General features: G+C 42.2%; 12 protein-coding genes. 8 read left to right on the top strand and 4 right to left on the bottom strand.

Translation table 11 applies throughout. The annotated features are described in order from the left end of the window. The first annotated feature begins 138 nt into the window (after positions 1–138). From ACQ76V_RS12750 to ACQ76V_RS12740, 3 genes are read left to right on the top strand one after another with little or no spacing between them, the layout of a single operon-like run. Positions 139–603 (top strand): response regulator, encoded by a 465-nt coding sequence (locus ACQ76V_RS12750; protein ID WP_441000889.1) that lies wholly within the window; start codon positions 139–141, stop codon positions 601–603. Between the two features lie 15 nt (positions 604–618). After that, complete coding sequence (locus tag ACQ76V_RS12745; protein WP_441000888.1) at positions 619–1,812, top strand: HEAT repeat domain-containing protein; 1,194 nt, start codon at positions 619–621, stop codon at positions 1,810–1,812. Further along, positions 1,805–3,211 (top strand): glycosyltransferase, encoded by a 1,407-nt coding sequence (locus tag ACQ76V_RS12740; protein ID WP_441000887.1) that lies wholly within the window; start codon positions 1,805–1,807, stop codon positions 3,209–3,211. The genes ACQ76V_RS12745 and ACQ76V_RS12740 overlap by 8 nt, the downstream gene beginning before the upstream one ends. Before the next feature lie 30 nt (positions 3,212–3,241). On the opposite strand, the gene ACQ76V_RS12735 is transcribed toward ACQ76V_RS12740, so the two are convergent. Further along, positions 3,242–4,204: an aspartate carbamoyltransferase catalytic subunit gene (locus tag ACQ76V_RS12735; RefSeq protein ID WP_441000886.1), complete on the bottom strand. Its 963-nt coding sequence runs from the start codon at positions 4,202–4,204 to the stop codon at positions 3,242–3,244. Next, positions 4,205–4,753 carry a bifunctional pyr operon transcriptional regulator/uracil phosphoribosyltransferase PyrR gene (gene pyrR / locus ACQ76V_RS12730; RefSeq protein WP_441000885.1) on the bottom strand — a complete coding sequence of 183 codons (549 nt, stop codon included), beginning with the start codon at positions 4,751–4,753 and terminating at the stop codon, positions 4,205–4,207. Positions 4,754–4,964: 211 nt separating this feature from the next. Here pyrR and ACQ76V_RS12725 point away from each other — a divergent pair, with 211 nt between their 5' ends. Further along, entirely contained in the window at positions 4,965–6,632 is a 1,668-nt protein-coding gene (locus ACQ76V_RS12725; RefSeq protein ID WP_441000884.1) for a capsule assembly Wzi family protein, read from the top strand. A gap of 82 nt (positions 6,633–6,714) precedes the next feature. On the opposite strand, the gene ACQ76V_RS12720 is transcribed toward ACQ76V_RS12725, so the two are convergent. After that, positions 6,715–7,575 carry a DUF4382 domain-containing protein gene (locus tag ACQ76V_RS12720; protein WP_441000883.1) on the bottom strand — a complete coding sequence of 287 codons (861 nt, stop codon included), beginning with the start codon at positions 7,573–7,575 and terminating at the stop codon, positions 6,715–6,717. 192 nt (positions 7,576–7,767) lie between these two features. Between ACQ76V_RS12720 and ACQ76V_RS12715 the strand changes: the two genes are divergently transcribed. Then, positions 7,768–8,325: a D-glycero-alpha-D-manno-heptose-1,7-bisphosphate 7-phosphatase gene (locus ACQ76V_RS12715; protein ID WP_441000882.1), complete on the top strand. Its 558-nt coding sequence runs from the start codon at positions 7,768–7,770 to the stop codon at positions 8,323–8,325. A gap of 78 nt (positions 8,326–8,403) precedes the next feature. After that, positions 8,404–9,426 (top strand): TolB family protein, encoded by a 1,023-nt coding sequence (locus tag ACQ76V_RS12710; RefSeq protein WP_441000881.1) that lies wholly within the window; start codon positions 8,404–8,406, stop codon positions 9,424–9,426. Between the two features lie 93 nt (positions 9,427–9,519). Here ACQ76V_RS12710 and ACQ76V_RS12705 read toward each other — a convergent pair whose 3' ends face one another. Next, positions 9,520–10,413 carry an SMP-30/gluconolactonase/LRE family protein gene (locus tag ACQ76V_RS12705; RefSeq protein ID WP_441000880.1) on the bottom strand — a complete coding sequence of 298 codons (894 nt, stop codon included), beginning with the start codon at positions 10,411–10,413 and terminating at the stop codon, positions 9,520–9,522. A 265-nt stretch (positions 10,414–10,678) separates the two neighbouring features. Between ACQ76V_RS12705 and sucC the strand changes: the two genes are divergently transcribed. Both sucC and ACQ76V_RS12695 read left to right on the top strand, forming a co-directional pair. Beyond that, a complete protein-coding gene (gene sucC, locus ACQ76V_RS12700) occupies positions 10,679–11,893 on the top strand; it encodes an ADP-forming succinate--CoA ligase subunit beta (RefSeq protein WP_441000879.1) in 1,215 nt (404 codons plus the stop codon). Between the two features lie 130 nt (positions 11,894–12,023). Next, positions 12,024–12,821 (top strand): tryptophan-rich sensory protein, encoded by a 798-nt coding sequence (locus ACQ76V_RS12695; RefSeq protein ID WP_441000878.1) that lies wholly within the window; start codon positions 12,024–12,026, stop codon positions 12,819–12,821. Positions 12,822–12,833: the final 12 nt, after the last annotated feature.

Genomic DNA, 12,833 nt, shown 5'->3' with positions numbered 1-12,833 from the left:
TAACGAACTACTTCGAAAGCACCTAAGATACAACATGCAAAAGAATTATTAAGATTTTTTAATGAAAACTATTACATTCCAAGTAACAGCATAGATATATACTGCCATAAAAAATCAACGGCAAAATAGGAGGCAGTCATGAATAGAATGGATTCTTATCGCAAGCTGGCAGGAGTTGCAAAAAATTCGGCAGATAAAGGGATGGGTGGTGACAAATCAGCAACAGCAAAAAAGGAAATTCTTATTGTTGATGATGATGAACTCAGCAGAAAACTGCTTAATCGGCTCGTCTCTAAAGAGTTTGATTTTGAAGTTGTTAGCAAATCAAATGGGATTGAAGCCTTGGAGTATGCCCAAAAACACGTGCCGCAACTGATTATTTTGGATTTAATGCTTCCCGGCATGAATGGATTCGAAATCCTTAAAGAAATTCGGAAAGATCAAAGGTTTGAGCAGACAAAAGTAGTTTTGGTTTCTGCCAAATCTCGATCCGAAGATATTGAACGTGGCTTTGATCTTACAGCAGATGAATATATTACCAAGCCCTTTCAACCCAAGGAGTTTGCAGCCCGCATCCGAAAATTATTGACAAAAGCCGCTTAGAGTATATATTATGGCATGTTTGATTTTAACATTGCCTTACAATCGCTTATCGGGCTAACAGCCTTTTTGGTGTTTCTATTCCTTTTTCTTCTGGGCTATACTTTTTGGACCCGGAAAAAGCAACAGTACTGGAATAGATATGAACAAAAGTTTCGGGATTATTTCTTTTCTCTCCTTCTGGATTACTCCGAGCAATCCAGCCCGAAGCTAAGTGCTGACGAAATTATCAAAAAAATAAGCAAGCGCTCCAAGGATTATTCTTTTTTTATAAAACTCCTTAACGAGCTTGATGATATCCTGGACGGCACTGAACGCAAACGACTTAGCGATCTTATTGTGCATCCCGTTTTTGATTCGTTTTACCAGAAAAAACTATTTGAGCTTTCTACAGATTCTAAAATTTATGCCTGCATCTATTTTCAAAAAAGTGGTAATATCGACAGCCGGATATTGGCCAAGCTTCTTACCATAAGCAAGTCTAAAAACTTAAAGTTGGCATTTGCTGCTACCAAAGCCCTTCAGTCTGCTGGGGACTGGACTGTTCGAAAGAATGCCTTACTGCGATTTTTTAAACGAACTGATATTTCAGAACTAATGGTAGCAGAACTGCTTCATATATTTGATTCGGGCTTAGCCGAAGATCGAGAACATGTTTCTGAGGCTCTAAAAGACTTGCTACTCAAAGAAATAGATCCTCATGCCAAGCACATTATTGTTCGGTATATGGGATATCAACAATTTTATGAATGCAGTGAGTTTTTATATCAATATTTAAAGAGGCTGCACTTTAGTCCAGAAAAGGCCACTCTTATTCGGGGGCTAATAATTGCGCTCGGAGAGTTGTATCATACTAAAGCTGCTGATCTTATCCGAAGCTATTGTGCCAAAGGGAATAATATTCCCATCAGACTGGCTGCTGTTAAGACGCTAAGCACATTTGGCGGATCAGAAAACCTAACTTTTTTGCTGGACCATTTATCTAAAGTAGAATTCCCCATCCGCAAGGCGATCATCTATGAATTTATGTCAGGAAATGGAGATCGTATTACTTTGCTTACCACATTTGTTAAACAAACACTGCAATCACTATCACAAATTGATAAAAACAAATCCAACGAACAGCTCGATTCATATTTAGATAAAATTTTAGACATTACATCCGGCATAAAAATAGCTCTTAACCACCGACTAAACGATTCTTATGCTTGACAGCTTTTCGTTATTTAATCTTGTAGAGCAATTTATCTTAGGCTATTTCTTTACAATTAATTCAGTTTACCTGGCATTAGTCGTTGGAGCACTTATTTATGTTCGCAAACAACTGCTGCACCACAGTGTTGTCGAGGCTGATGCTCTTTTTAAGACTGAGCTTTTCAAATCTATCAGCATCCTCGTACCTGCCTACAATGAAGCCGATAATATTGTGGAGTCGGTGGAATCGCTGCTCAAGCTGGAATATCCCGAATATCATATCATAGTCATCAACGACGGAAGCACCGATAACACGCTTCAAAAGCTTATTAATCACTTTAACTTGATCAAAACCGATATTTACTTTGAAGAACAAGTTGAGCACAAGAATATCCGTAACACCTATCGGTCGCCGGATATGCCCATGCTTACGGTAGTAGATAAGGAAAACGGGGGCAAAGCGGATGCCCTTAATGCCGGCATTAACATAGCTGAAACCGATTTAATATGCTCCATTGATGCCGATTCCATTCTTGAGCAAGATGTACTTAAGAAACTCATCCAAACATTTATAGAACATAAAAACACTGTCGCGGCAGGTGGTGTCATCCGGGTTATTAACGGCTGTAAAATGGTAAATAGAGAGATAAAAGAAATTCATGTCCCACAAAATTTCTGGGCTCGCTTACAGTCGGTGGAATATATTCGGGCATTTTTATTTGGGCGCGTAGGATGGGATTATTTTAAAAGTCTGCTAATTGTCTCAGGTGCTTTTGGGATTTTTGATCGTCGGGCGGTGATCAAGGTGGGCGGCTACCTTACCGATACTGTTGGTGAAGATATTGAGCTGATTGTTCGGTTACACAGTTATCACTTGCGAAATAACGAAGATTACCAAATTCGATTCCTGCCGGAACCCATCTGCTGGACGGAAGTACCCACTGACTACAAGAGCTTACGGAACCAGCGTAACCGCTGGCATCGCGGGTTGGCCGATTCACTGTGGCGACACAAGTATATGCTCTTTAATCCTTTTTATAAACATATTGGTATGTTTGTGATGCCATTCTTTTTACTTTTTGAACTTATTAGCCCTGTTGTAAACCTCCTTAGTTACGCCTACTTGGCTATGGTTATTTCAATGCCGTCTCTTTATAATCTCACCTTTATCTTTTTATTCTTGGCGGTGTCTATCATTTATGGGATGATTGTCTCCCTGATTGCCGTACTGGCCGAAGAAATAGCTTTTAAAACCTACAGCAACTTCAAGGATGTAGCTATTTTGAGTTTCTACTCTTTCCTTGAAAACCTCGGATATCGACAAATCCATTCATGGTGGCAGTTCAAGGGACTCATAGACTTTTTAAAAGGCAAGAAAAGCTGGGGCAAAATGATTCGGAAAGGGTTCAAGAAGTAAAAACATATTACTCTCATACATGAACTTGTACTACACTCTTGATCCGCCACTCAGTAGATACAAAATAGCCATCCGTACCGCTACCCCATTGGTAACCTGACTTAAAATGATAGATCGTTCACTGTCGGCCACCTCGCTATCCATCTCTACCCCGCGATTTACCGGACCGGGATGCATGATGGTAAAGTCAGGATATCTTTCGAGATGTTTCATGGTAATTCCAAAAAGTTGGTGATATTCACGAATGCTTGGAAAAAGTTCAGTACCATCCTCCTGTCGCTCCAATTGGATACGAAGCGCCATCGCAATATCACACCAGTCCAGTACTTCATCGATATTGTAGGATACATTGGCTCCCAACTCGTGAACATAAGCTGGCATCATTGTTTTGGGCCCGCAAACTGTGACGTTAGCCCCCAACTTTGACAATCCAATTATATTGGATCGTACGACACGACTATGAGCAATATCCCCAATAATGGCAATATTTTTATCCCTTAAGTCGGAATACACCTGCCGCATGGTAAACATGTCGAGCAGTGCCTGCGTAGGATGTTCGTGCGCACCATCACCGGCATTGATAATAGCCGCATCTACACATCGCGTTAAAAAGTGAGGTACGCCGGGACTTTTGTGACGCGCCACTACCATATCAATTTTCATTGAACTAATGTTGCGGATGGTATCTTTAAGTGATTCTCCTTTTTTTACGCTCGATGATCCCTTCGAAAAGTTGACAACATCGGCGCCCATACGCTTTTGGGCCAGTTCAAACGAAAGACGCGTTCGAGTGCTATCCTCATAAAACAAATTTACAATAGTCTTATCACGAAGGGTAGGCACCTTGGGCACAGGACGATCCAGGATCTCACGGAAATATTTGGCCTGCTCCAGCACAAATAAAATATCTTCTTTGGAATAATCTGCAAGTCCCAGCAGATGTTTGTGCGTAAATTCGTGATCGTAATCCTGCAGTTCGATATCTTCAGTCATTTATTTGTCCTCCTCTGCATTTTCTATCACATACACGGCATCTTCATCATCCAACGCCTTAACCTTAACACGCACCTCTTCCTGCACATGAGTCGGGAGCTTCGTACCTACATAATCGGCACAAATCGGAAGTTCGCGGTGCCCACGATCCACCATACAGCAAAACTTGATGCTCCGAGGTCGACCGTAATCCATCAGCGCATCCATGGCAGAACGTACCGTTCGTCCGGTGTAAAGCACATCATCTACCAGCACCACATCGCGGTCATACAAATCAAATGGGATTTCCGTAACTCTTACCTGTGGCATTTTGAGCTTTGTTCGAAAATCATCCCTATAAAAAGTGACGTCGAGCACCCCAAAATCAATATCGTATGCAAACTTGTCTTCGATGTGCTGCAAAATCCGCTTGCCCATATACACCCCGCGGGTTTGCATACCAATGATGGCCAGCTGATTGGGATCGTCGTGCGGCTCTAAAAATTGATGGGCAAATCGCAGGTAGGTGCGATTTAAGTCTTCGGCCGACATGATTTTTACAGAATCCAAACGAAAGTCTTTTATTCGAAAATTCGTGCTGTTTCAGAAAATGAATGTAGGGAATGCATCGTAAGAACACAACGTCGAGGATAAAAAACTTAACCTTTTCGTCCTCTGATAATACTATCTCAAAAACTGTCTCTCTTCAGGAACAAAACAAATAATCTCCCCTTAATATTCTATTGAACATTTCTAAAAATTATCATCTGATAAATCTCCCATGTACTCTGCCGACAATTCTTATTCCATTAATTCTATCCTTAAACTTATTAGTGGATTGGTAATGCTTTTTATCCTCACTGTTTCTTCCCACACTACATCGAAGGCTCAACACATTCCCGAAAATGATATTTACAAAGAATATTTAAAAGCCTTAGAGCTTAACGGAAGCCTTTCCAATTCAAATTCGCTCGGTCAACTGGACAGCTTAAAACAGCATCCCTGGCAAGGTTTGGAAAGTTCCCTCTCGGCGAATAATAAAAATAGTCCTTGGGAGATCACTCCTCACGATCCCCAACTTCGATCGTACTGGCAATCACTGGAACCGGGAGGATGGCACGACGGTCCGGTCTGGCAAGGGCGCGGTTTCACGACCGATTTTTCAGCCGGCCTTTACCTACGATACGGCGTTTTATCGGCTTCCGTTCGTCCACGCCTTATATATAATCAAAATAGAAACTTTGTTCTTTCTCCTTATGCAACTCGTTCAAACAGGTCTGAATTTGCTTATCCACTCGGTAATATCGACTGGCCTCAGCAATTTGGTAATGACCCGTTTTGGACTCTTGATCCGGGCGAATCATATATCCGCGCCGATTATGGAGGCTGGGCCACCGGCATTTCCAACGAACAGATGAGATGGGGACCATCCCGTCAAAATGCTCTTCTTATGGACAGTAACGCGCCGGGATTCCGACACTTTTTTATCGGCACCTCCGAACCGAAAGATATTTACATTGGAAACCTGGAAGCCAAAATGCTTTGGGGAAAATTGATTGAATCGGATTATTTTGATAACAATACCGAAAACAACGAGCGCTATATTTCAGGGCTAAATTTATCTTTTACACCCAAACCCACACCGGGCTTAACTCTGGGCATAAACAGGATATTTTATGAAACTATCCCTCCCGAAGGGATACCGTTTGGAGATTTGTTCAAAATCTTTGAAGCCTTCACTAAGGTGAATTTCACGAGCAATACCAATACGGGCGGCAACGATCAGGCTGACCAGCTTATATCCCTATTCGGCAAATGGACTTTTCCCCAAAGCGGCCTCGAAATTTATGGAGAATGGGCCCGTACCGATCACAGCTGGAACTGGCGCGACTTTTTTACCGAGCCCGAACACAGCCGGGGCTATACGATTGGACTGCAGAAAACCTTTGATTTGAGTAATACTGAAATTTTGTCCGTCAATGCAGAACTTACTCAGCTTGAAGCCAGTAAAACAGGTGCCATTCGCGGCTCAGGATTTCCCAGCTTTTATGTTCACCATCGCTCCCAACAAGGCTATACCAACCGCGGACAACTGCTGGGTGCATCTATTGGACCCAGCTCTAATAGTCAGTACCTGGGAAGCTCACTTTATTTTGACAAAGGCAGGATTACAATATTCACCCAGCGGGTTACCCAAAACAATGATTTCCTATACAACTCTGATGCCATGTTTGCTGAGGAGATCCAAAATCCAAATAACAATAAGTATTGGCTGCACAACGTAGAGATGAGATTCGGGGCTTCACTACTTTATCACTACAAGCAGTTCGAAACCGAAATCGGCTTCACGTACAGGAGAGAACTCAATGACGATTACATCTATAAAAATGATAAAAACCACCTGGGCATAGAGATGAGCATCCGATACCGTATTTCGGATTTGAGGTAAATCCGAGCTGTGAAAAATTACTCAAATAAAAAAGCCCGACTGTTTAATACAGCCGGGCTTTTTTTATGAGAATGACTTTATTTTATTCGTTATCGCTTAGTGTAACCACACCGACATCCGTTTGTTCATCTTCGTTTACGGTAATATCTGTGAGTGTGGTATCAGAATATTGATCATTTGTAGGTTCAATACTGATATCATATTGACCGCTTTCCAATCCTTGAAGTAAGAAATTGCCGTCCTCATCGGTCTGCGTAGTAGCAGTTGTATCTTCATCCATCAATGCATAAACATTGGGGGCCGCTTCTGAAGGATCAACCATACCTGCTATGGATCCTACCTCAACTTCATCTCCATCTTCCACAAAAGCTTTGAGTACCGGCTTGAGGATATATTTGCCACTGTTTCCGGCTTTATGTACAGAACGACCGGCATCAAAATCAACGACTACATCCAGCTCATCACCCGCCTCAAGATCGGTTTTAAATTTTATTTTATAGCCAGACTGTTGGCCGCTCGGCACTTTGAGATCCTGAATTGTGCTATCAACCATTACCGTATTATCGTCTCCGAGAATCAGGCGTAGCTCCTTATAACGTCCGGGATCCAATTCAGCTTCAGTCAGTAAAGTATCAACGCCGTTAGTCAACTCAAGCAAATTTACTCTCATAGGTTCCACCGGTAGATCAATCCATTGTCCATCGGCACTTGCAGTATCGTTACTGCTGGGCGTATAGTGAATCCGCATACCTTGTACATCAACGTTGACCTCCTGATAATCGCCCGGGGCATCGGTGAGACTTACATTCATCTGGGCTTTTCCAGCATTCGTTCCGTTGGTATTTATATCATCACATGAAATTGCAATAAAAGCAATAAATCCAATCATCAATGTGCCTTGCAACACACGATAAACTGTCGATTTAATTTTTGTAGTATTCATAATTATGTCCTTTTCGTTATCTTTTAGTATTGGGGTCTGTTAGATATTTTATCTAATGGGGATTTGTTGATATAGCATACATGAAGAAATGTTCCCACAATATGAGTCTAAGATTTATTAACCTCTTGCACGCCTTAATTTTCCTAATGATCTACTACCCCTTACTTATTACCCTCAACTGTAACTTTTTATATGAATAAAGCGTTTTTTCTTGATCGGGATGGTACTTTAAATGTGGATTACAATTACGTGCATAAACCAAGGGAATGGACGTGGTGCGAAGGTGCTATTGATGCTTTGCGCTGGATGCAAGAACAGTGCTTTAAAATTATTGTAGTGACCAATCAATCCGGCATTGCCCGCGGGCGATATTCCGAACAACATGTTCAGGATCTCCACCAATGGGTTGACGAGAAGCTGGCGAAACAAGACTTATACATCGACGACTGGTACTATGCCCCACATCATCCAGAGCATGATCCCGATAAAGAATATACTCCCAAAGATCGTAAGCCCGGGGTAGGTATGTTCAAAAAAGCCGCGACTAAACATAACATCGATTTCAGCAGTTCTTATATGGCTGGAGATAAAATTACCGACCTTAAACCGGCCCTTGAACTCGGCATAACGCCTTTTTTTATTCGATCACGGCACGAGCCTAAACAAGATAAGCAGTGGTTACATAGACATCATATTTCGGCTTTTAATAATATCGGAGAAGTTATTGACACCCTGAAAAGCAATAATTAACTCCCCAGTTTTTAATGCTTTAAATAACATTTTTTAGTAATGTTACGATAGCGACCATTAAAAAAGGAGAAGGGTTCCATGAGACGCTTTCTCATATCAACAAGTGTATTGTTTTTTCTAAACAGTTATGCCCTTGCACAACTGATCCCTCCCGACTCCACAGGACATATCCATCCATACTGGTCGCCCACCGGTAACGAAATTGCCTTTTCTTCTCCGATAACTGGGGATTTTGATATCTATGTGATCGATTTAAAAAGTCGGAAAGTTCAAAATATGAGCCGCCACCCTGCCAACGACTATTATCCCTCCTGGGCTCCTAGTGGCAAGCGATTAGCTTATTTTTCGGAGCGCCAACGCCAATATTATTACGACCTCAAATATAAAGATGAGGACTACCAGGAAAAGGCATTTCCCATAAATTCGGCGCGTGATGTTGATATGCCCTCATGGTCGCCCGACAGCCGCAATATAGTCTATCATTCGAACGAGGATGGAGATATGGAAATTTATCTTCGTGATTACAGCGGCAACCACATCCGAAAACTTACCGACAATGAAGCAACCGAAGTCTATCCGTTCTTTTCATCGGATGGTCGATTTATTCTTTTTCTCTCCGATCGAGATGGAAACCTTGAAATCTATAAAATGCGCCCCGATGGACGTAACCAAACCCGGCTGACTTACACTCCCCATTCCTACGAAGTTGATCCTATCTGGTCACCAGATGGCAGTAACATTGCTTTTGCATCAAACCGCAACGATAACTTCGATATCTATATAATGGATGCCGACGGATCTAATGTAAAACAGCTTACCTCCGACCACCACTTTGACCTGGGTCCACAGTGGTCGCCCGATGGCAAGTATCTTGTCTTTTCCTCAAACCGCTTTGGCAGCTTTGACATCTTTACTATTAAAACAGATGGAACCAATTTAAAGCGCTTAACAGCCGATCCCGGAAAAGATCATTATGCCTCGTGGTCACCAGGGGGTAATGAAATTGTTTTCAGCTCCAACCGTAGCGGAAAATTCGAAATTTATATAATAAATAGAAACGGCAAGAACTTGCGAAAAATTCGAATTAACACCTTTCGGTAATGACTTTTGAAAAGTTGGAGTGGCAGTTTTTTTACAAAACTGCCACTCCAAGATAATGCGACGCGGAGTTTGAGATATAAAAATAACCAACACTTATTTTGAACCAACTTTATGGGTTTGCAAACTATAAACAGCATTCGGTGCTGTTAAAAATAACGTTTTGTTCTCTGATCCACCCCAAGCTAAATTCGTTATGCGATCTGGTGTTTGAACCTGCTGAAGTACATCACCCTCAGGAGAGAAAATCCACAGGCCGCCGGGACCAGTAGAATACAGGTTCCCCTCGGTATCTACCTTCATGCCATCCGCTGCTCCTTCGGCATCCGATTCCATTTTTGCAAATACTCTCCCATTGGCAAGCATTCCATCCTCTTGGACATCAAACACGCGAATATGATTATGCCGAGAATCATTTACATACAAACGCGATTCATCCGGGGAAAACACAATACCATTGGGCAAATCAAAACTGTCGGTCAATAGTTTTAATCCTTCGCCTTCGGTATAGCGATAAACCCCATTCATATTCAGCTCTTTATCATCATCTGAAACCCCAAAAGGAGGATCAGTAAAATAGACCGAACCATCCGATTTTACCGTAAGATCGTTGGGACTGTTCAGCCGGTTCCCATTAAAACTATCAACTACCACCGAAAGTTCTTTATCCTTTGTCAATTTCGAGACGAGTCCGTCATGTTGCGCCAGCAGCAAGTTGCCATTCTTATCAAAAGTAAGTCCATTTGAATGGCCGCTGGGTTTTAAATACTCCACGGCGCCTTCGTCGGGAGTCCATTTATAAACGGTATTGGCCGGGATATCGCTAAACAACAAATATCCCGAATCGTGCCAGAGCGGACCTTCCGTAAATTCATAGCCTTCTGTAACCTTTTCGGGCTCAGCGTTTTCTGCAACAATTTGCTGCCCATGGGTTATCGATACTGAAAAAACGATCGCCAACAATAGTGCAAGTACTGTTTTAAAATTCATAATAGACTCTGGTTTTCGATTAATAGATTTATATAATGTACAAAGAATAACGGAAAATAATTCTTATCCAAACCTAATGGCAATAACTTATTCTCCATAATATGCGGCAATACTTGGGACATAATATTTACCTTCAAAGCCCTAAACTTCTTGCCATTCATTTGTTATATTAACTGCTCAATTTTGATACGGTATTTCGGGATGTCTTTCACATCTCATTTTTACGAGCTAAACTGAGGTAATTACTAACTATACGATTGTTGTTATGAAAATTCATGAGTATCAAGCAAAAGAACTTTTAAAAGATTACAATGTCCCCGTTCCGGCCGGCGTAGCAACTTCTTCGGTTGACGAAGCAGTTGACGCGGCTAAAGAGATGAAAGAAAATGGCTCATCCCTTTTTGTTGTTAAGGCGCAAATTCATGCCGGTGGACGCGGAAAAGGCGAAACCAAGAACAGTGGAGCAAGTGGCGTAATCCTTTGCAAAACAATTGATGAAGTCCGTGATGCTGCCGAATCATTACTTGGTGATGTATTGGTTACCAAGCAAACCGGCGAAGAGGGGCAGAAAGTTCAGCGAGTCTATGTTACCGATGGCGTTGATATCGAACAGGAGTTTTATCTCGGTATTCTGCTCGACCGCGCAAAAAGCAAAAACGTAATCATGGTATCCACCGAAGGCGGCATGGATATTGAAACCGTTGCCGAAGAAACCCCCGAAAAAATTGTCAAAGAGTGGGTTGAGCCTGGCATGGATCTTCAGCACAATCAAGCCCGACATTTGGCTTTTGCACTCGGCCTTGAAGGCGACGCCTTCAAAAAGGCAGTGAAGTTCATCATGGCGCTGTACAACTGCTACCTGGAAACGGACGCCAATATGGTTGAGATCAACCCCCTGGTTCTTACTCCAAGTGGCGATGTAATGGCCCTCGATGCCAAGATGACGTTCGACGACAATGCGCTCTTCCGTCATCCGGATATCGAAGAACTGCGCGATAAATCAGAAGAGAATCCTGTTGAGCTGGAAGCTTCTGAATACGGATTGAGCTACATAAAATTAGACGGCAACGTTGGCTGTATGGTGAACGGTGCCGGTCTTGCAATGGCTACCATGGATATTATCAAGCTATCCGGTGGGGAACCTGCCAACTTCTTGGATGTCGGTGGCAGCGCTAATGTTGAAACCGTAAAAAACGGCTTCCGCATTATCCTTGAAGACAAAAATGTAAAAGCAATTCTCATAAACATCTTTGGTGGTATTGTACGCTGCGACCGCGTCGCAAATGGCGTTATCGAAGCGGTAAAAGATCCCGAAATTGCTGAGAAGGTTGAGGATGTACCCATTATTGTGCGTCTCCAGGGCACTAATGCCAAAGAAGCAAAAGAGATTATTGATAACTCAGACTTGAATGTAATCTCTGCTGTTCTCCTCAAAGAAGCCGCCGAAGAAGTGTCCAAGGTTTTGGCACCGGCTTCGTAAGTACATAAAAAATTACTGTTATTGCCCCATCAGAGTTCCAAACTTTGATGGGGTTTTTTATTTAAAGGAACCGTATGAACAGAATATCAGTTTTGAGCACAAGGGATTCCCCATAATACTATTGACTATCATGAAGAAAACACTGCAAATCGCGAACGTTGTGGCACTTATTGCTACCATCATTTTAAATTATGTAGCAGGTGCCGGGCTAATCAACGGTCAGACCATTGGCGACATTTCAGGCCGCTATGAAAACCTGTTTACCCCGGCCGGTTATGCTTTTTCAATCTGGGGTTTAATTTATCTGATGCTTACAGGGTTTGTCATCTATCAGGCCCGCGGGCTTTATAAAAAAGTCGATAACAATGAGTTCATCCTACAAATAGGCTGGTGGTTTGTAATTAGCTGCATTTCCAACAGCTTTTGGCTTATCGCCTGGATCTACGACTACATTTGGCTTTCCGTTATACTGATAGTTGTACTACTGTTTTCTTTGATGAAGATTGTCGTTAATACCAATATGGAGCGCTGGGATGCTCCTTTCCCAAAAATTCTGCTTCTTTGGTGGCCGTTTTGCCTTTATTCCGGCTGGATTACTGTAGCCGTGATCGCAAATATCTCCGCTTACCTTACTAAAATTGGTTGGAATGGATGGGACATCAGTGATGGCAGTTGGGCTATCACTATGATTATAGCAGCAGGACTCATTAACTTATTTATGATTGCAAGTCGAAATATGCGTGAATTTGCAGTAGTAGGCATCTGGGGAATCATCGCAGTAGCCATTGCCAACTGGGGTGTTCATCAACCTATTGTTATTACGGCTTTCATCGTTTCGGCTATACTATTTATTGCCGCTTCAATTCACGGGTACCAAAATCGGCACACTGCTCCTCATATTAAATACCAGCAGATGAAAAAGGGCTGATTAATTACAGGG

Origin of the sequence: Fodinibius sp. SL11 (assembly GCF_052060035.1) — a bacterium.
Lineage (GTDB): Bacteria > Bacteroidota > Rhodothermia > Balneolales > Balneolaceae > Fodinibius.
This window is presented reverse-complemented; position numbering and strand designations above follow the sequence as displayed.